16 protein-coding genes and 1 riboswitch are annotated in these 19,544 nt (G+C 69.2%); of the genes, 6 read left to right on the top strand and 10 right to left on the bottom strand.

Annotated elements, in window-relative coordinates; genetic code table 11:
• Positions 1-11: 11 nt before the first annotated feature.
• Positions 12-74, bottom strand: a riboswitch (guanidine-III (ykkC-III) riboswitch).
• Between the two features lie 76 nt (positions 75-150).
• The gene (locus OG430_RS02660) at positions 151-729 is read right to left on the bottom strand and encodes a TetR family transcriptional regulator (protein ID WP_327350728.1); all 579 of its coding nucleotides are present in this window, start codon (positions 727-729) and stop codon (positions 151-153) included.
• A 52-nt stretch (positions 730-781) separates the two neighbouring features.
• Between OG430_RS02660 and OG430_RS02655 the strand changes: the two genes are divergently transcribed.
• On the top strand, positions 782-1,273 hold the full coding sequence (locus tag OG430_RS02655; protein WP_327350727.1) for a GNAT family N-acetyltransferase: 492 nt from the start codon (positions 782-784) through the stop codon (positions 1,271-1,273).
• A gap of 74 nt (positions 1,274-1,347) precedes the next feature.
• Here the strand turns inward: OG430_RS02655 and OG430_RS02650 are convergent, their stop codons facing one another.
• Entirely contained in the window at positions 1,348-2,688 is a 1,341-nt protein-coding gene (locus tag OG430_RS02650; RefSeq protein ID WP_327350726.1) for a hypothetical protein, read from the bottom strand.
• Between the two features lie 394 nt (positions 2,689-3,082).
• On the opposite strand from OG430_RS02650, the gene OG430_RS02645 reads away from it, so the two are divergent.
• Positions 3,083-4,192, top strand: a complete 1,110-nt coding sequence (locus OG430_RS02645) for a hypothetical protein (RefSeq protein ID WP_327350725.1) — start codon at positions 3,083-3,085, stop codon at positions 4,190-4,192.
• A 110-nt stretch (positions 4,193-4,302) separates the two neighbouring features.
• Here OG430_RS02645 and OG430_RS02640 read toward each other — a convergent pair whose 3' ends face one another.
• Both OG430_RS02640 and OG430_RS02635 read right to left on the bottom strand, forming a co-directional pair.
• The gene (locus OG430_RS02640) at positions 4,303-6,486 is read right to left on the bottom strand and encodes an RICIN domain-containing protein (RefSeq protein WP_327350724.1); all 2,184 of its coding nucleotides are present in this window, start codon (positions 6,484-6,486) and stop codon (positions 4,303-4,305) included.
• Positions 6,487-6,507: 21 nt separating this feature from the next.
• Positions 6,508-7,875, bottom strand: coding sequence for a ricin-type beta-trefoil lectin domain protein (locus tag OG430_RS02635; RefSeq protein WP_327350723.1), 1,368 nt, complete (start codon positions 7,873-7,875; stop codon positions 6,508-6,510).
• 229 nt (positions 7,876-8,104) lie between these two features.
• Here OG430_RS02635 and OG430_RS02630 point away from each other — a divergent pair, with 229 nt between their 5' ends.
• Both OG430_RS02630 and OG430_RS02625 read left to right on the top strand, forming a co-directional pair.
• Positions 8,105-8,509 (top strand): hypothetical protein, encoded by a 405-nt coding sequence (locus tag OG430_RS02630; protein WP_327350722.1) that lies wholly within the window; start codon positions 8,105-8,107, stop codon positions 8,507-8,509.
• 84 nt (positions 8,510-8,593) lie between these two features.
• Positions 8,594-9,148, top strand: coding sequence for an NUDIX hydrolase (locus OG430_RS02625; RefSeq protein ID WP_327350721.1), 555 nt, complete (start codon positions 8,594-8,596; stop codon positions 9,146-9,148).
• On the opposite strand, the gene OG430_RS02620 is transcribed toward OG430_RS02625, so the two are convergent.
• From OG430_RS02620 to OG430_RS02605, 4 genes are all read right to left on the bottom strand, one after another.
• Positions 9,139-11,043 carry an InlB B-repeat-containing protein gene (locus tag OG430_RS02620; RefSeq protein WP_327350720.1) on the bottom strand — a complete coding sequence of 635 codons (1,905 nt, stop codon included), beginning with the start codon at positions 11,041-11,043 and terminating at the stop codon, positions 9,139-9,141. The genes OG430_RS02625 and OG430_RS02620 overlap by 10 nt on opposite strands.
• Positions 11,044-11,274: 231 nt before the next feature.
• Complete coding sequence (locus OG430_RS02615; RefSeq protein ID WP_327350719.1) at positions 11,275-12,294, bottom strand: terpene synthase family protein; 1,020 nt, start codon at positions 12,292-12,294, stop codon at positions 11,275-11,277.
• A 5-nt stretch (positions 12,295-12,299) separates the two neighbouring features.
• Positions 12,300-13,679 (bottom strand): cytochrome P450, encoded by a 1,380-nt coding sequence (locus OG430_RS02610; protein WP_327350718.1) that lies wholly within the window; start codon positions 13,677-13,679, stop codon positions 12,300-12,302.
• Between the two features lie 382 nt (positions 13,680-14,061).
• Positions 14,062-14,676: a TetR/AcrR family transcriptional regulator gene (locus OG430_RS02605; protein ID WP_327350717.1), complete on the bottom strand. Its 615-nt coding sequence runs from the start codon at positions 14,674-14,676 to the stop codon at positions 14,062-14,064.
• 145 nt (positions 14,677-14,821) lie between these two features.
• On the opposite strand from OG430_RS02605, the gene OG430_RS02600 reads away from it, so the two are divergent.
• Together OG430_RS02600 and OG430_RS02595 are read left to right on the top strand one after the other, a co-directional pair.
• Complete coding sequence (locus OG430_RS02600) at positions 14,822-16,360, top strand: MDR family MFS transporter (RefSeq protein ID WP_327350716.1); 1,539 nt, start codon at positions 14,822-14,824, stop codon at positions 16,358-16,360.
• Between the two features lie 53 nt (positions 16,361-16,413).
• Entirely contained in the window at positions 16,414-17,547 is a 1,134-nt protein-coding gene (locus tag OG430_RS02595) for an FAD-dependent oxidoreductase (RefSeq protein WP_327350715.1), read from the top strand.
• 66 nt (positions 17,548-17,613) lie between these two features.
• Here the strand turns inward: OG430_RS02595 and OG430_RS02590 are convergent, their stop codons facing one another.
• Together OG430_RS02590 and OG430_RS02585 are read right to left on the bottom strand one after the other, a co-directional pair.
• On the bottom strand, positions 17,614-18,399 hold the full coding sequence (locus OG430_RS02590; RefSeq protein ID WP_327350714.1) for an ArsR/SmtB family transcription factor: 786 nt from the start codon (positions 18,397-18,399) through the stop codon (positions 17,614-17,616).
• An 84-nt stretch (positions 18,400-18,483) separates the two neighbouring features.
• Complete coding sequence (locus tag OG430_RS02585) at positions 18,484-19,455, bottom strand: esterase/lipase family protein (RefSeq protein ID WP_327350713.1); 972 nt, start codon at positions 19,453-19,455, stop codon at positions 18,484-18,486.
• Between the last annotated feature and the right edge of the window lie 89 nt (positions 19,456-19,544).

Here is a 19,544-nt window from a genome sequence, read left to right as displayed (position 1 = left end):
GACGAACTCCCTAGGCACCGTCGTCGAAATCCGGGTACGGCGCGCCTCGTCCGGGAGCTGGTCGAGCTCTCCGCCAAGGCTCGCACAAGCTGACGAGCTGGGCAAAACCGGCGGATGGCTTGCTGGTGCTTCTTCGGCCGCGTACTCCCGTCACTCCATGGCGGTCAGGTGGAGGCGAACGGCCGCGCCGGTGCGCGCGGTGTCGCCGGTGGCGAGCAGGTCCAGCAACGCTCCGCGGAGGACGGCCAGGACGAGCGTGCGCTGTGCGAGTCCGGCGTCGGTGTCGCGGGTTTCGGGGGGTTGGCCGGCCGCGAGCAGCGTGAGCCAGTCGTCCACCGTGCCGTGGGCGAATCCGGCCCACGGGCCGTCCGGATCGATGAGGGAGCGGGAGTAGCTCTCGACCCAGACCGTGAGCAGACCGCGGTGGGCTTCGTCGGACAGCCACTGCCACAGTTCGCCGGCGACCGCCGCCAGCCCGTCGGGTCCCTTGCGCGCATCGGTGAGCCGCTGGAGGGCTGCCAGCTCGTCGGTCCTGGCCCGAGCGAGCAGGGCGCGGATCAGTCCGTCCTTGCTGCCGAACAGGTAGAGCAGGACGCGCGGACTGGAGCCGATCTCCTCGGCGAGCGGGCGCAGGGACAGTTCACCCAATCCACTGCGCAGGACGTAGGCGTAGGCGGCTTCCAGGAGTTCCTGCCGTCGAGGGGAGGGGTTTGTCTCGGATCGGGTCACCGGGCTAGCCTACTGAAACAGTCGTTTCAGTGATGTGGGAGTGAGGGATCCGGTGGCGGAACGTGAGCTGGTGATCCGGCGCCTGGGCAGCCCCGGCGACCTGGGCTGGGTGGTGTCGGCGCACGGAGAGCTCTACGACCGGGAGTTCGGCTGGGACACCGGCTTCGAGGCGCTGGTCGCACGGATCGTCGCCGACTACGCCACGGCGGTGGATGCCGGACCTCAGGAGGCGTGGATCGCCGAGGTCGACGGCGTACGTGCCGGCTGCGTCTTCTGCGTACGCGGGGATGAGCGCACCGCGAAGCTGCGCCTGCTGCTCGTCGAACCCGTGGCGCGCGGACTGGGCCTGGGAGCCCGCCTGGTCGAAGAGTGCCTTCGCTTCGCGCGCGAGGCCGGATACGAGGCGATCACCCTGTGGACCAACGACGTCCTCGACTCGGCCCGGCGCATCTACCAGAAGCAGGGCTTCGAACTCATCGCCGAGGAACCCCATCGCAGCTTTGGCCACGACCTCGTGGGCCAGACCTGGGGGCGCTCACTGTAAGCCCCCCCGCCGCCCCCGAGGTCACAGCTCACGAGCCTTTTGGTGAGCGCAACAGCCCGGCAGTGAGCGGTAGTTCAGCCGCCGCAGCCCCCACAACCTCCGCCACAGCCGTCACCGCCCCCGCCGCTCCCGCAGCCTCCGCCGCAGCCCCCACCGCCGGCGGCGGACCCACCGGCGGTTCCGGCTCCGGCCTGCTTCGCTCGGGTCGCGCGCTGCGCCCGGTACCGGGTGAGCTGTTCCTCGGCGCGGTCGGACCGGGCCGCGTCCTCGCGGACCTTCTCGCGCCGTGCGCGCTCGTGGGCGATGCCGTCGACCGGCTGCCATGGAGCCAGGCCGTGGCGGCGGTGCGGGAGCAGGGCGGCGGTGGTGACGTCCGAGTACATCTGGCCCGTGTCCTGACGGGGGTGGTAGGTGATGGTGGCGTACGCCACGACGATCTCGGCGCCCTCGTGCACGGGTCCGTAGAGGACCGCTTCGAACGGCTCGCTGCGCGGGTCGATGCTGTGGTGTCCGTCGCCGAGGCCGTAGGAGGAGCTGCTGCCCAGCAGATGCGGGGGCTTGCGGGTGTCCTTGTCCCCGGGGACGTACGAGATCAGCGGCTGCCCGGCGGGGGTGCGGGCGTCGGGGTGGATCCAGTGGCGGCCGTCGGGCGCGATGCGTATGCCCACGCGCAGGGCAGGGTGTGCTTCCTCCTCGTGCAGGCGGCGCGCGGCCCAGTAGGTGGTGAGGCCCTGCGCGTACAGGGTGCTGCCGGGGAGCAGGAACAGCAGGGCCGCGATCTGCTGCCCCACGGCGTCGTACGCGTCCCCCGTCAGGTCCTTGACCAGTCCGGAGATGAGGAGCCCGGCGGCGATGAGGCAGAACACGAGCCCGGTGTAGAACTGGGCGTGCCCGCGAAAACCGTCCGACTCCGGCACCCGCCGGGGCAGCGGGAAGCGCCGCCGCCCGGCCGCCGCGAGGAAGAGCGCGTGTTGCCTGCGGCGGGCCCGCAGACGCAGGCAGCCTCCGGTGAACGCCCAGGCGCAGACGGCGAGTACGAGCAGACAGCCGGCGAGCTGACCGCCGCCGTCCGCCGAGGCGAGCGAGAATCCGGCGTTCACTGCGACGATCGCAGCAGCCGCCCCGGCCAGTTCCGACAGGTGTCGGTACCAGAGCGGCAGACTCGCCAGCAGGACCGCTGCCGGATAACGCAGCCAGTCCGTACCGGAGTTCGCACCTCCGTGCCAGACGGCGGACGAGGAGGAGGACGCCGACGCCAGCACGTACGACACCACCACCACGACCGCCGCGACCCAACTCCCTGCGACGGGCGTGAAGATGACCGGAGCCCGAGCCGCCCGCCATCGCTCGGCGTCGGCCGCGCTCCAGGTCTCGACCCCGCCCACGGGTATTGCCGCGACGGGTAGTTGCTTCACTCGCTCGCCCGGCCTACCTCCGCGCCCACGCATCGTCAGATCCCCCCGGTTTCCCCGCGCGCCTCCGGTCCGGGCGCCCCGGCCAAGTGTTCCCATCGAGGCCACCTGACAACCGCCCTCACTGTCCTTGACGGCGACCGCGCCCCCCGACAGGGACGAGCGCGGCGCCGGCACGGTGCGGCAAGCGGAACCGCCGGCGCTGCCGGCCGGAACGCGTGGTGGGCCCTCACCCCTCACCCCTTACGTCGCTACGGCAGGCGCATGACGTCGGGGCCCGGCACGATGCCCGGCCCGGGCGTACGACTCGTACTGCGCGTTGACGGCGTCTCGGCCCGGCAGGACGTTGCCCTTCCCAGGCGGAACAACGGCGTTCAGCCACAAGGGGGGACCCACCATGGCACCTCGATCACCGGACCGTGTGTTCGACGACATGATGAACAACAAGGGCAGGGGCGTGCCGCTGCGCAAGAGGTTCACGGCCAACCCGGACCGGAACTGGCTGCTGGCCATCGTGCTCCACAGCTGCGCGAAGTTCTCGGAGGGCGCCCAGCTCACGGACTTGGAGCAGTCGATCGTGACGGCCTTCCGCAAGAACGGCCTCACCGACGAGCAGATCAAGCAGCACGGCAAGTCGGACAAGCGGATGCCCCAGCAGATGCGCAACGAGTTCTTCCCGAAGCGGTTCGCACAGCTCGACGTGAAGCAGTCCTACACCATGCGCGACCTGGCCAAGGACGCTCCCGGGATCGTCAAGTCGGTGCTGGCGATGCCGACCGTCACCCAGGTCGATGTGGCCGCGATCCACGCGGGCAGCGCCTCGCTGGCCGACTTCGCTCTTCCCTCGCGCGACCTCCTGCGGGAACATGCCACCGCGATGACGGTCGCGCTGGATCCGGAGGCCGAAGCCCCCTCAGCGGCCGCGCCGCCGTCGTCACGGATCACCATCAAGGCCTCTTCGTTCCGTTGCATCGACCGGCAGACCGACAGCATCTTCGGGCCGTCCAACGAGCCGTACTGGATCTTCGGCTCGCTGGGCAGCGGAATCACGGTCACCACCCGGTCGCAGATCTTCGGCGACGTGGACAGCGGTGAGTCGCGGACCTTCACGTCCACCGACGGCTGCATCTGGGGCCAGAACTGCGCGGCCCAGCCGCTGCCCGACACTGAGATCGGGTCCCTCGTGTCCCTGTGGGAGCACGACGAGGGCAACGTGGAGAACATCCGCAAGGGCGTCGCCGCCGCCTTCGCCGCCGCGGCCGGCATCCTCACGGCGACCGGCGTGGCCGCATGGGTCGGTGCCGTCACGGCAGGCGTCGGCGCCGTGGTCGTGTGGCTGCTCGGCTTCCTGGACGACGACCACATCGCCGACCAGACCTTCGTCTTCAACCGCTCGGTCGTCGCGAAGCAACTGCCCAATGTGGGCTCGTCGTTCAACGTGACCCGCCGCTTCACGGACGGCGACGGCGACTATCAGCTCAACATCCGGGTGGCCCGAGCCACCTGATCACCCCGCCTGCTCGCGCCCCACCCGCTGCACATGGGGATGGAGCTGGTCGGATCCGGTGAGTGCCGAGCGGTACGCGTACCGCTCGGCACTCACCGGTCTTCGGTCTGTTACGGATAGCTGTTCAGATTCGCCACGTTGGTACCGGAGTTGGACGGGCCTCCCGTGTTGTTGATGACGTGGGTGATGGTGCCGGTGCCGCCGAGGGAGACCGTCACCATGCTGGTGAAGCGCACATTGGCATTGTTGGGCGCCTCGATGGCGCGGGCCGCGACGACGCCGGGGTTCACGTTGAAGTAGCAGTAGCTGCCCAGGCCGTACGCCTGGTGGCTGGTGACGGAGTCGGCGACCTTGTAGGCCGCGTAGCCCTGGGTGGAGCCGTTCATCCAGGCAGCCTGGTTGGGCGGGTCGTACGGCATCTCGTTCTGGAAGAAGTAGGTGCGGCCGCCATTGCCGTTCCAGAGGGTCTGGTACTTCTGGAAGTGCTCGACGAACAGGCCGTACATGGTGACGTTGTCGCCGTTGACGATCAGGCCGGTGTCGGCGGTGTTGCTGCTCCAGCCGACGCCGCTGCCGTGATCCGCGCGCCAGATCCACATGTGGTCGCCGATGACGTTGTCGCTGTTGACGACGAGGCTGGTCGTCGCCTTTCCGACGCCCGCGCCGCCGACGCGGACGTACACGTCGTGCAGGGAAGTGGGGTTGGCCGCGTGGGAGGCGGAGGAGCCGCTCGGGCCGATCTCGACGAGGGTGCTGGAGTTGGTCGTGCCCGCGTCGAACAGCAGGCCCGCGATCTTCACGCCGTCGACGTCGGCGACTTTCATCGCGGTGATGCCGTTGTCGGGGACGAAGGTGGCCAGGCCCAGGCCGAGCACGATCGTGTCGGCGCGATTGACCTGAAGGGTCTGGTCGAGGTGGTAGACGCCCGGCGTGACCAGGAGGTTCTTGCCTGCGGCGAGGGCCGTATTGATCTGGGAGGCGGTGGCGCCGGGCTTGACGACGTAGAAGGCGTCCAGGGAGAGCGAGCTGCCGGAGGCGCCGTTCGCCCAGCTGGTGCCCGTGGAGTTGGACCGCAAGGAGGGCGCGAACACCTGGTAGGAGCCGGCGCCGTCGACGTACAGGAAGGGCTTCTCCCGTGAGACGGGGCTCTGGGCGACCGTGGTGTACGGGGGGTTGGGGAAGCTGGTGCCGGGGACGCCCGTGCTGCCGGTGAAGACCATGTTCCAGTTGGCGCCCGTCCAGCTGCCGAGCTGGGAGTTGCGGGTCAGCCACTGCTGCTGGCTGCCCGAGTTGACCTGGCCGTCGATCTTGCTGTCGGCGATGAGGCCACCGCTGGACCAGCCGCCGTCGTCGAGGGCGAGGTTGCCGCGCAGGTGCATCCGGCGGTAGGCGGCCGCCTGGGATACGGCCCAACGGTCGCTGCCGTTGGTCGGGGTGACCGAGAGGTTCTCGGCGCCGCGCCAGAAGTTCTGGGTGGCGTTGCCCTGGAACCAGTCGGCTTCGGCGTGCACCGCACCGTTGATGGAGACGGCGTCCGGCGTCAGGCCGAGCCCCAACACCTGGGTGTAGAAGCCGACGTTGACGTTCGCGCTGTAGGTGCCTGGCTTGAACAGGACGGCGTAGCGCTGGGATCCGAACTGGTTTCTCTCTTGTTGCTGGAAGACCGAGTCGAGCTTGCTCTGGATCGACGAGGACGACATCGAGGGGTCGAAGACGACCACGTTCGGCCCCAGGTCGGGGTTGCCCGGCGACTGTGTGACGGGGACGACCTGGAAGCGCTGGGCGGCGGAGCCGTTGCAGGTGTACTGGACGAACTGCACGCCGTCGGCGGTCGAGGCGCCGGGGTCGTCCAGGCACTTGCCGCTGCCCCGGTTCACGAAGTGGTAGGCACCGCCGCCTTCGTCGACCGGCAGCCACTGCTGGTTGTTGCCACCGCCGTAACTCCACAGCTGGACGGGCGCGTTGTCGGCGGCGGAGACGCCTGTGACGTCCAGGACCTGGCTGGTGTTGTTGGCGTTGTTGATGCGGACGTAGCCGCCGCTCGTCGCGGTGAGGCTCCACTGTTGTGCGGTGGTGCTGTTGCAGCCGTACTGCTGCACGACCGTGCCGTTGGCGGTGGCGGCACCCTTGGCGTCCACGCATTTGCCGCTCGCGGCGTTGACGAGAGTGGCGAAGCCGGTGGGCAGCGCAGTGGCGGCCGCGTACGAGGAGGGAGCGGCGGTCAGCAGGGAAGCGGCGACAACGGTCAGTACCGCAAGTGCTGTTGATCTACGGCGTCGGGGTAGGGGTAACACGGTTTCTCCTTGCGGTCGGGGTCAGCCGGTGTACTGGGCGAAGACGCGCGTGTAGTCCCAGGCGGCTTGGCTCACGCCCGAGCAGCTGTCGGCGGGGCCGCCGGTGCAGGGCCGGTCTCGGTTGGCGGACCAGAAGGTCAGCCGGGCCAGATGGTGCTGTTGGGCGTAGCCGAGGATGGTCCGGAAGTCGTTCACCGTGACCGTCTCGTTCTGGTCGGTGATGCCGTTCATCGACGAGATGCCCATGTCCCGGTAGGCCTGGTCGTCGCTGTAGTGGTACGCGTTCTTCAGTGCGTTCTTGAGGCCCTCGGCGGCCTGGACGGTGAGGTTGCCCATGTTCTGGCCGGCACCGCCGAAGTCGAACGGCATGATCACCCAGCCGTCGACGGTGAGCCCGGAGGACGCGGCCCGGTTGATGAGACTCGTGTCCGGCCCGGACTGGCCCGTGCCGATGGTGACGTACACCTTCAGCCCGGAGTTGTTGGCCTTCACGGTCTTGAGCGCGTCGACGGTGCGCTGCTGCACGGTCGGGTTGCTGTAGGCGTCGGCCTCGAGGTCGATGTCGATCGCCTTGAGCCCGTAGGCGTTGATGACCTTCTGGTACGCCGCCGCCAGCTCGCCCGCACTGGAGCAGGAGCTCTCCAGCTTGTTGCCGCTGTACCCGCCGAAGGACGGGATGATGTCACCGCCGCCCGCGCGCACGGTGTTGACGGTCTGCTGGTCGACGCCGCCGGTCAGCGGGCGGCTGCCGTCCCACTGCGGAGTGCAGTAGCCGTTGCTGAGGACGAAGGCGAGCGTGAACCACTTCACGCCGGTCGCGTTGGTGATCGTGGTCGGGCTGGGCGGGCTGCCCCAGCCGTTGTACAGGTACGGGGCCACGGCCATCGGCGCGGACGGGGAGCCGCCGCCGGGCGCGGGCGCGGTCCACTTCTGGTTGGCCGCGCCGGTACAGCTCCAGATCTGGGCGCGGGAGCCGTTGGCCGAGGAGTTGCCCGTGACATCCAGGCACTTGTCCGCCTGCGGGTTGACGATGTCGCGGGCGGCGGTGACCGTCCACTTCTGGTTCGCGCTACCGCCGCAGCTCCACAGCTGGACCTTGGCGCCGTTGGCGGTCGCATTGCCGGTCACGTCGAGGCACTTGCCGAGGGCGCGGATGGTCCCGTCACTGCCGACGGTCCACTGCTGGGCGGCGGTGCCGTTGCAGTCGTAGAGCTGGACGGCGGTGCCGTCGGCGGAGCCGGCGCCGGCGACGTCGAGGCACTTGCCGGCCAGGCCGGTGATGGTGCCGGTGGCAGCCTGCGCGGGGGAGACGGTGAGCAGGCCGGTGGACAGGGTGAGTGCCGTGACCGTGAGGGCGGCGGATGCGGAGAGGTGCCTGGATCTGGGCATGGAGGAGCGGCCTTTCGTGCGGGTGGGGCACTCGGGCCGCATTCACCTTGCGAACGGACGAGTGCACGCACGCGGGTGGGGTCGCTCGGTGAAGCTAAAGGTACAGACCACTTTCGTCAAGACATGAAGTAAGACGTGAGGAAAGGGAGTTGGGGCTCCGATGGCGCGTTCAGGTGTCGTCCATCCCGGCCGGTCCTCCGGCCGCTCATGGCGATGGCAGAGTACGCACGTGAGTTACAGCATCTTCATGCTCCGGTTCGTCGACGGCGAGGTCGTATCCCTGGACCCCGAACGGCTCCGGCAGGTGACGGAGCCGTATGTGGTGGCAGGTGGACTGGAGGAGGACTTCTCTCAACTCCGCGCGGACGACGGGGGCGAGGCCGACCTCTACCACGCGCGCCAAGAGGACGGCGGGATGCCGTGCGTGACGGCGACCCACTTCGCGCTCGGCGCGATGGGCGGCGTGCTCGCCCAACTCGCCGCCGCTCTCGGGGCCGCGATCGTGCCCCAGGGTGGCGGTGCGCTGATCTTCCACCAGAGCGACCGCCGTCACCTTCCCGCGGACATCGAGGGGAAGGTGCTTGTCATAGCCCCCACGGCGGACGCGTTCCAGGAGGCACTCGGCGCACTCTGAGCTGCCTCACCGCCAGGTCACCGACGGGACAGCGCAGCGGTCAACGCTCCGGGCAGCAGCCGGAAACGACCCTAAAGTGAGGCCATGCCAGACCAGCAGCGCAACGTGGCCGTGGACAACGGCGTCGAGATCCCGGTCCCTGCCGACGGCGAGGTCTGGGCGGTCGGAGCGGTCGTCCTCAACCAGGACGGCAAGGCCTTCGCCCAGCGACGCAGCCCCGACCGGCGGCTCTTTCCCGACTGCTGGGACGTCGTCGGCGGCCACGTCGAGCCCGGCGAGACCCTGCTGGACGCCCTCGCCCGGGAAGTCGAAGAGGAGACCGGCTGGCAGCTGCGCCGCGTACGACGCCTGCTCGGGATCGCCACCTGGACCGGCGACGACGGGGGCGGCACACGTCGCGAGGCCGACTACCTCGTCGACGTCGACGGCGACCTGGACCACCCCGCCCTGGAGTGGTCCAAGCACACCGCCTACGACTGGTTCGGACCCGACGACCTCGCCCGCCTCAAGGAGAACCGAGCCCCCGGTGAAGGCCTCATCCACGACCTGATCGCCAAGGCGCTGCAAGAGCGCCCGAACCATCCTTGGCCCGAGAACCCGGCAGGGTTCACAAGCACCACTTCGCGTGCTCAGGAGTAGCGGACGACCGTCTTCTTGGTCTTCGCCACCAACGTGATGGTGCCGCCCTCGAACTTCTGGCGGGAGTCACGGCTCGCGGTGCGCGTAGCGGGCCCCGTGGGGCAGCCCAGCTTCTTCTTCTCGGCGCCGGCCTTCCTCCACGCAGTGCCGATCGCCCCGGCCGCGGTGGCGGTCTTGCAGGTGAAGGTGGCGGTCACGGTCCGGTTCGCGTCGAGGGTCAGCGCCAGTGGGGACTTGGCGCCCTGCTTGGCGCTTGCGACGAGCCAGCCGCTGAGCTTCCAGTACTTGCCGGGGGCCGCGGCCAGCGAGACCTTCGCGCCCTTCTTGTACGGTCCGGCGGGCTTGGCGGTGACCTTCCCGGCGCGGGCCACCGGGGCCACCTTGGTGGTGAGCTTGACCGGGGTGGGGGCGGGTGTCTTGGACTTGCGGTACTGCGCGACGAGCGGTGTCGTCCGGTTCAGCACCGAGGCCGCGTCGGCGGTGCCGTCCTCGCCGAGCACCTCGGGGCTGGTGCCCTGCGACATCCGCTTCGGCGTCGAATAGGTGCCGGCGTAACGGCAGTTGGGATCGGGGGCGTCGATGCCCTTGGCGAAGGGTTCACAGGTGATCCGGTACGCCATGGTGGTGAAGTAGCGGGCGTCGGGCGCGATGTAGCCGCGGGAGGCGGCGTACGGCGGGATGCCGAGCCGGTCCATGTACTCCCGGGCGGTCATGCCGTTCCGCTTCGCGGCGGGTCCGATCTGGCTGTCGAGGGTGCGCTGGTCGTGCCACAGGCCCATGTTGTGGCCCAGTTCGTGGGCGAAGCCCGGGTCGCGGCCGGTGGCGGTGAACACGTCGATCGTGCTGTACGCGTTCTTCTCGGTGGCCGCGGACACCTTGGCGTAGCCGTCGTCCTCGTCCTTGGGCATGCTGCCGGTCCCGGCGGTGAACTCGCCTGCGTCCTTGGGGACGTTGACCCACAAGGAGACCAGATCTGCGCCGTACCGGTCGCGTACGTCGTGGGCGAGCTTGCCCATCTCTCCCTGACCCGCCTCCAGCTGCTTGAGCAGTACGTCCGGGGCCTCGGAGCCCTTGTAGCCCTTCGCCTCGAAGGTGTGGACGAGCCTGACCTCCGCGTTCACGCCGCTCGCGGTGAGGGCCCGGTTCATGTGCAGCACGGCGGCCTGGATCTCGTCCTCGATCTCCCGGGACTGCCAGGCCCAGGACGGGGTGCCCGAGCCGCTGCCGTCCTTGAGGCCCTGCTTGGCCGCGGGGGTGTAGCCGACGGCGACGTCGATCACGGCCTTCTCGCCCGCCCGGGGCCGGGGCTCCGGCTCGACGGGCGCCGTGCTCTGCGGCTTCGCCGGCGGAAGCTTGTCGGGCAGGTCCAGCGGCGGCACCACGGGCTGCGGCAGGTTGTCCGGGTCGATCTCCAGGGCCTCGGTGCGACCGGGATTGTCGGAGTCGGAGTCGAAGTAATAGGTGCGGTTCCAGGTGTCCGCCTTGCCGGTGACCTCATCGTCGTCGGTCGTCTCCGTACAGGCACCCTCGATCGAGAAGTACGCGAACGAACCCGGGTCGTCGTCCACCTCGCCCACCCACAGCAGGCTGTGGCCGGCCGTGTCCAGGTCGGCCATGACCAGACCGGTGACCGCGAGGGCGGTCTCGTGCTCCTCGTCGAAGTCCGGCAGCTTGGCCAGACGCATGGTGAGGGTGCGCTTATCGTCCTTGATGGCGTCCGGGCCGAGGCCGCAGAACTGCGCGAACTGCGGGGCATGCAGATCGAGGGTTCCGATGCCGACCACGACGGGCCGCTTGTCGCCGTCGGGCAGCGGAGCCGCGTTCGCAGGCAGGGCGGGCAGCGCGGTCACGGCCAGGGCCGTGACGATGGCTGTACGGCGGATCAGGTCGCGCACCAGGACTCCTTGGGTGGGGGAGAGCGGCCTCACCGTCGACTGACGCCGTGTCATGAGGCCTGTACGCCAACAAGAACCACAGCAAGATCAACAAGTGGGGGTGCGACACCACATCGCGCGCCGTGAATCACCCGCCGCGCTCGCTCAGTTCCAGCCCTATGCCGTAAGGCGTTTCCTGGAGATCGACGCGGCAGGCCGCGCTCCTGACGTCGCTCTCCGTCCGCGTCGCGGTCAGGCGAGCAGGTCCTCCACGTACGAGGCGGTCTTCCCGCGCGCCGGGACCTCCGCGTCTGCGAAGCGAATGGTGTCCGTGCGGTCCCATTGCTCCATGCCCGCTGCCCATGACTGCTGATCGCGTACACAACGCAGGACGGCGGCCCGGGCCGGGCCTGCGGTGAGCCCCAGCCCGTGCAACGTCAAGGGCAGCTCACGCGCCGCCGCGAGATGCTCCTGGGCGCGCGCCGTGATGCGTGCGGCAACGGCCCGGACCGCGCGCTGGGTGCACAGGTGCTCATGGTGGGCGAGGACGGTGACGAGGTTGATCGGGTCGTCGGCCTCCATGCGCAGGGAATGGATGTCGTTCACCCAGCACATGATGTCGGCGGTGCCCAGGACGAGGGTCTGGTACGTAGTCGTCCGATACAGCTGGTCCGTCACCGTTGCCCCCTCGGCCATCTCGACCAGATCGAGTGTGGGCAGCACCGTCGAGGCGTCCCGTCGCACGGTGATGTAGTCGTCGACGCTCGGCACCGTTCCGGAGACGCGGTAGGAGTTCTCCGCGAGGTGCCCGCTCAGCCACAGGTGAAGGTTGCGGCAGAAGCGTGCTCTCCAGTGGGCGGGACGGCCTGGAAGTGTGCGCGTCAGCAGGTCGCGCAGGGCATCGAGGAGCGGGTGTCGCGGGTGGTGGCGACCGTGCGGGCCCTCGTCGATGATCTCGCGCATGGCGACGACGAGTTCTTCGTAGCGGCCGGTGCGCTGCGTGGTCAGGGCGCTGTTCTGCTGGTCGTCGGTGATGAAGAAGAAGCTGTTCCAGTCGGTGATCAGCGCCATGGTGTCGAGCGGTACGCAGGGGCAGAGCGTGGACATGAGACGGCCGTAGCCCAGTGCCCGGAACGTGGCCGCCGCGCCCGGCGCGCGCAGCAGCGCGAACCTTCGACACCATCGCTCGGTCAGTTCCTGGACCTGGTGGGCCTGCGGGTGGGTGGCGGTGGAGAAGGGGAGGCGCAGGTCGGGCTCCAAGTAGGCGTCCATGGCTGCTACTTCCGGCCGCTACGGAGGTCATCGGACCGGCGGTGCACCGTCATCGGGAGCTGGCTGGGGCGCACCAGAGCCGTCGCAAGCTCGCGCACCGTGACGCCCGGGACCGGCCGCAGTGCCCAGCGTGCTCCCAACACCGCGGTGACGATGGCGAGTTCCATGGTGGCGAACATCTTCCCGATGCACTGGTACGCACCTGCCGCGAAGGGGATGTAGGCGCCTTTGGGGATGTGCCGCGCGTTCTGAGGGAGCCACCGGTCGGGATCGAAACGCAAGGGGTCGTGGAACCAGCGGGCATCGTGATGCATGAGGTACGGGCTGTAGACGATCTCCGCCCCTGCCGGGATCGTCACCTCGCCGATCCGGACCGCGCTCAGTGCGCGGCGCATGAACACGAGAGGAGTGCGCAGCCGCAGCACCTCGTCGATCACGCGGCCGAGATAGGAGAGGTCCGGTAGGTCGTCGAAGTGCGGAGGGCGGCCGTCGAGGACCGTGTCGATCTCGTCATGGACGCGGACGGCGACCTCGGGGTTGCGGCCGATCTCGTACATGACCCAGCCAAGAGCTGCGCCGGGTGCTTCGATGCCGGTCAGGGCCAGCGTCATCACCTGGGCATGGATCTCCTCGTCCGACAGCCCTGTGCCGTCGGTGTCGCGTACCGCGAGCAGGGCGGACAGGACATCTCCTCGGTCCTCGCCCGCCGTCCGGTAGGTGCTGATGACGTCGTCGATCGCACGGTGCATCCGCGCCATCGCGCGCCGGAAGCGGATGTTGCCGGGGGAGGGGATGCGCTCCCAGCTCGTCGGCAGCACGGTGCGCAGCAGCAGCCCGTTGGTGAGCTGCTGCATGCCGTCCTTGATGGCCTCGGCGGTGTCGCTGCTCGCCGTGAACTTGAACAGACTGCGCGTCAGCGCGGTCAGCGCCAGGTCGTTCATGACGTCGTCGACGGCGAGTCGCTGCCCGTCCTGCCACGAGGCGGTCGCCTCTTCTGCGGCTTCGCGCATGATCGACGCGTATGCGGTCAGACGCTCACGCGTGAACACCGGCTGGAGCAGCCTCCTTTGCCGGCGGTGCTCCGCGCCGGACACCGTCGCAATGCCGTTTCCCAGCGCCGGAACGAGCTTTTCGAAGATGCGCCCGCGGGTGAAATCGATGTCTCCGGGCACCAGGAGCTCGCGGACTGCCTCCGGGTGCGTGACGACGTACACCGGCATCCGCCCGAACCGAACCTGCACCACTCGTCCGAACTCGGCCGTGGCAGGCAGGAATTCGAGGGGCCGACGGAGCATCGGCACGATGTGCCCAAGCAGTGGCCAGGCCCCGGGAACCTCGGGAACAGCCGTCCGCCGCATCAGGTCCGCAGCCGTTCTCGGTGTCATGGCGCCTCCTCGAGCCGGCCCGGGCCACTTCGACGGGCTGGGCCCAGCTCGGGCATGCCGGGTGGCGCGCAGTGCGGCACCACCAGCAGGCCATGGTGTCGGCCCGGTGAGAACCCGGCGGCGTCCTCGGGGGCGTGAACGCGTTGAACGCTTGTGAGGTTGTGCCCTCCCGCGGCGCGCGGGTTGCGCCGGCATGGCCCTCGCTCAGGTCCATGAGGTGAGCGCAGACCAAGCCGCAGTAATGGTCGGGAGGAAGGCCGCCCACGCCGACCGAGCAAGTGCACGTACCGGCGTCGGCTCCTCGGCACTCCGTGCGGCGGGCGCGGCCGGGAACCCGAGCATGGCCGTGGCGCGCCGCGACCGGGTCAGCGAGAGGCCGGCCTCACCGGCCGGGATCGAGCGCGTCCCAGCCGCTTTCGAGCAGGTCGAAGGCGCGGATGACGGCCTGGCGGGGATCGTCGTGGCCGCGGGCGGCGCGGGGCGCTTCCAGGGCGAAGTGGGCCAGGGCCGTGCATGCGGGATCGCCCTCGGGCATGCCGCTGGCCTCCCTGATGGCCCGGGCGAGAGCGTCGGTGTGGCGCAGCCACATGGCCTGGTGGTAGTCGCGCAGCGCCGGGGTGCTGTTGATCAGCCTCAGGAACGCGGTGAAGCGCGCATCGCCCCCCGCTGAGGCCATGCGGCGAGCCAGCGCGTGCTCACGCAGGGCGGCCGGGATCGACTGGCCTTCGGGGCGTTCGCGCACGGCGGCGAGCAGAGCGGCCTCGTGGTCGGCGTCCTCGTCGAAGACGAGGGCTTCCTTGACCGGGAAGTGCTTGAACAGGGTGGTGGTGGACACGTCGGCGGCGTCCGCGATCTCGCGGATGCCGACGTCGTCGTACCCACGCTCCAGGAACAGGCGCAGCGCGGCGTCTGCGATGGCCTGGCGCGTCGCCGCCTTCTTCCGCTCGCGTCGTCCCACCGGCGCCACTGGTGCGGGGGAGGTCTCTGTCTCGGGCATGCCTACACCGTATCTCTTTGGTTATGCAGATTCAAAAGTTGACTTGTTGCACTTATTGGGCTGTTGTGTTTTTCTGAAATGGCGGGCTTCGGATCACTACCCGCCCCCTCCCTTCCCCCTTCCTGTCCGAAAGGAGTGATCAGTCATGTCCGCGACTGCCTCCCTCCCCTCCGCCGCCCGCACAGCCGTGCCGAAAGACGTGCGCTGGGTGCTGCTCGGCGTCATGCTCGCGATGCTGCTGTCGATGCTCGACAACATGGTCGTCAGCACCGCGATGCCCACGATCGTCGGCGACCTCGGCGGCCTGGAACACATCTCCTGGGTCGTCACCGCCTACACACTCGTCACCGCCGTCACCACCCCGATCTGGGGGAAGTTCGGCGATCTCTTCGGTCGCAAGCCCACGTATCTGGCGTCCATCGCCGTGTTCATCGTCGGGTCCGCCCTGTGCGGGACCTCCCAGTCCATGGGCGCGCTGATCGCCTTCCGCGTGGTGCAGGGCATCGGCGCCGGCGGTATCGGCGCGGGCGCCTTCGCCCTGATCGGCGCCCTCGTGCCGCCGCGTGAGCGCGGCAAGTACCAGGGCATGACCGCCTCGGTCATGGCCATCGGCACGATCGGCGGCCCCCTGCTCGGCGGGTTCGTCACCGGCCACTTCGACTGGCGCTGGGCCTTCTACATCAACCTCCCCCTCGGCCTGGTCGCCCTGGTGTGGCTGTGGCGCAAGCTGCACATCCCCGCCCAGCGCATCCAAGCGAAGATCGACTGGGCGGGCATCGCCACACTCACCGTCGCCATCACCGCGATCGTCCTGGCCGCCACCTGGGCCGGCAGCACCTACGCCTGGGGCTCCTGGCAGATCCTGTCCCTCGGCGCCACCGCGCTCGCGGGCCTGACCCTGTTCATCCTGGTCGAGAAGCGCGCCGGCGAGCCGCTCCTGCCGCTGAGCGTCTTCACGGGCCACCGCAACTACCCGCTCGCGATGGTGATGATCCTCGCCGCCGGTGTGGTCATGTTCGGCGCGGGCCTCTACCTGCCGCTGTTCCAACAGACGGTCCAGGGCGCCTCCGCCACCAACTCCGGCCTGCTGATGCTCCCGATGATGATCCCCGTCGTCATCGTCTCGACCATCGCGGGCAAGGTCATGTCCGCCACCGGCAAGTACAAGATGTTCCCCATCGCCGGCACCCTCTTCCTCACCGCCGGGCTCGGCCTGCTGGCCACCATGGACACCCACACCTCGTTCCTGCTGACCAGCCTGTACATGGTCCTCGTCGGCATCGGCCTCGGCTTCACCATGCAGATGGCCGGCACCATCGCCCAGAACAGCGTCTCCATGCGCGACATGGGCGCGGCCATGAGCTCGGTCAACCTCTTCCGCACCCTGGGCGGCTCCCTCGGTGTCGCCGTCTTCGGCTCGCTGTTCACCCGCGCCGTCCAGCCCACTCTGCCTGCCGGCGGTGACACCGGCCCGAACGCCGTGCGGAACCTGACCGCCGGCGCCAAGGACGCCTACCTCGGCGCGGTCACGGACGGCACCAGCCACATCTTCCTCACCGCGGCGATCGTCTGCGCACTCGCCTTCATCGCCGCGCTCTTCGTCATCGAAGTCCCTCTGAAGAAGGCCGGCCCGCCCGCACCCGCCGACAGCCCCGAGAGCGTCGCCGTCGGCGCGAACAACTGACACCACCGCGAGTACGGCAGCACCGTGCCGCACGACATGAACGGAGCACCACCATGAACACCCCCCGCACCCCTCGCATCGCCATCATCGGCGCCGGCCCCGGCGGCCTGACCTGCGCAAGGATCCTCCAGCGCCACGGCATCACCGTCACCGTCCACGACCGGGAAGCCGGCCCCGACGCCCGCAACCAGGGCGGCACCCTGGACCTGCACGAGGACAACGGCCAGATCGCACTGCGCGAAGCCGGACTCCTGGATGAGTTCTTCCGCCTGTCCCGCCCCGAGGGGCAGGAGATGCGCCGGCTGAACCCGAACGGCACGACCCTCTTCCATCACATGCCCGAAGAGGGCGAATGCTTCAAGCCGGAGATCGACCGAGGAGACCTCCGCGACCTCCTCCTGAACTCACTCCAGCCCGGCACCGTCCGTTGGAGTCACACCCTGCGCTCCGTCGACGGCCCCGAAGCCGGCCCCCGCCGGCTGAGCTTCGCCGACGGCACCACCGTCGAAGCCGATCTCGTCATCGGCGCCGACGGTGCCTGGTCCAGGGTCCGCCGCGCCATTTCCCCGGCGCTTCCCGAATACACCGGCGTCAGCTTCCTCGAAGGCTGGTTCCACGACGTCGAAACCCGTCACCCCGAGATCGCCGCCCTCGTCGGCCAGGGCGGCGCCTCCGCAGCCGACGGCGAACGGGGCTTGTTCGCCCAGCGCAACAGCGGCGATCACATCCGGGTCTACATCATCCAGCGCGTACCCGCCGACTGGATCACCGCGAACGGCCTGACCATCAAGGACACCGGCGCCATCCGCGCCCACCTCCTGGAGCAGTACCGCGACTGGTCACCGGCCCTGCGCCGCCTGATCACCGACAACGACGGCCTTTACGTCGACCGCCCCATCAACGCCCTGTCCGTTCCGCACACTTGGGACCACAATCCCACCGTCACCCTCCTCGGCGACGCGGCCCACCTCATGCCCCCGCTCGGTGTCGGTGTCAACCTCGCCATGCTGGACGCCGGCGAGCTCGCCCTCGCCGTGGTCAACAGCAACAGCGTCGACGACGCCATCCGCGCCTACGAGAAGACCATGCTGCCCCGCTCCATCGAAATGCAGCAGGCCCTCGACCATGGCGCCGAGGACCTGCTGTCCACCGAACTTCCCGACTTCGCCACCCAAGACGCTTCCTGAGCCCGGCGGGGCCCGGCTGCCAGGGGGCGGGCCGTCACTTCATGGCAGACCCCCGCCCGAAGGCGCTCAAGCCTTCTCGAGGATCGTCTTGAGCTCCGACATCATCATGGTCCAGCCGCCGCTGACGCCCTCGAGCATCTTGGAGTCGGCCGAGGTGAAGCCGTCGTGGGTGATGGTCAGCTTCAGGCCCATCTCCGGTTCCTCGGCCGGCTCGATGTCGAAAGTGACCTTCGAGCGTTCCTTGACCGCCTCGGCGAACTCCGCGTCGCTCATGCCGAACATCTCCTGGTGCACCGGCTGCAGCGTGTGCCAGGTGTAGGCGAGCCGCTTGCCGGGCTCCGCCGCGGTGACGACCTGGCCGAGGTCCTGCGGTTCGCCGCCGTCCTCGACGGGCCACAGCACCTTCGAGCCGACCTTCCAGTCCGAGGAGGGCGCCCAGCCGCCGTGGTACTGCTTGAGGAATTCTGGGCTGGTCAGACCCGCCCAGAGCTTCTCGGGAGTGGTGTGGATGTAGATCGTGTAGACGTACTCGGGCTTGGCCATCGCCGTTCCTTCCAGGGCGTTCTTCAGGTTGCTGAGCGCGGTCATCCGACCTCGCTCGTACTGGCCGATCCAGCGGTCGGCAATGTCTTGAATCGGTACGGGGTTGAGGTAGTGCAGCCGCTCCCGGCCGTGCCGGACCGCAGTCACCAGGCCCGCGCCCTCCAGCACCGTCAGGTGCTTGGACACCGCCTGCCGGGTCATGTCCAGTCCCGCGCACAGCTCGCGCAGGCTCTGCCCGGTCCGCTCGTTCAGCCGGTCAAGGAGTCGCCTTCGGCTCGCGTCCGCGATCGCCTTGAATACCTCGTCCATACCGTCCAACCCCCTCTCCACCAGATTGGCAACCATTTGGTTGCATGTCAATCCGGCCGACGACGGGCCGGACCGGGGCCGCTCTCAGCAGACCGGCTTCACCGCGTGCTCGGGGTCCAGGGCGTTGAGCGCCAGGCGCAGGGCGAGCGGATCCTCGTCGAGGGTGGCGTGCGTCGCCAGATTCCACGGGCAGATGTCCTGCAGCAGGATGTTGGACACCTCCGGGCCCCGGAGGTACTGGCCGTTGTACGGCGTGATGCCGAGGTCGTAGCGAGTGGCGATCACCGTGTACGAGACGCCCGGCAGCGTGTCACCGCCCTCGTTGAGCTTCGTCAGGAACGCCGAGCCGGCGGTCTGCTCACCGCAGGCCGGGCAGGTCAGATCCGACACGGTGGTGCCGAGCAGGTTGAGCAGTGCGGCGAGCCACGGCTGGTCCTTGAGCAGGCCCGCCACGACCGGTGACTGCGAACCGTGGTTGGACGGGCCGAGGCCGACCAGGGTGTGCACCTTGGGAGTGCCGCCCTCGAACTTCATGTACTGACGGGGCATCATGCCGCCCTGCGAGTGCCCGACGATGTCGACCTGCGAGGCACCCGTCGCGGCGAGCACGCCGTCGACGAACACCCGCAACTGCTTGGCCGAGTTGGCGATGGGGGCCGTCCCGCCCAGGAACAGGCCCAGCACTCCGCCCCCCTTGCCGTAGTCGAGCGAGAACACGCAGTGGCCCGCCTTCTTGTACTGCGGAGCCGTCTTCGCCCACACGCTGCCGTCGGCGATCGTGCCGTGCACGAGGATCAGCGGACGCGGATGCTGCGCACTCGGCCTGCAGGACCAGTCGTTGGCGCCCGCGAGGTTCGGCGTCGCGAGACGCTTCGCGTCGGACACCGGATCCTGGGCGCTGCGGGCGGCGTACGCGGGGGAGTGCACGGTCGCGGAGGCCGGCGTCGACGCGGCGAGCGGCAGGGAGAGTGCGGCAAGGCCGAGGGCAAGGGAGCGGGCGAGACGGGAGACACGGAGGGCAGCTCGTGGGCGAGCGCGCAGGGCTGAGATGATCACCCGCCATCTCTGCCCACCTTGCCGCGCTTCGCGTTGTGCGTTGCTCTGTCTGGACGTACGCCATGCGCTGCCAAGATGGCCGGTGCCCA

It is taken from the genome of Streptomyces sp. NBC_01304, assembly GCF_035975855.1.
Classification (GTDB): domain Bacteria; phylum Actinomycetota; class Actinomycetes; order Streptomycetales; family Streptomycetaceae; genus Streptomyces.
The sequence above is the reverse complement of the archived record's forward strand: the minus strand, read 5'-3'. Positions and strand labels throughout refer to the sequence as shown.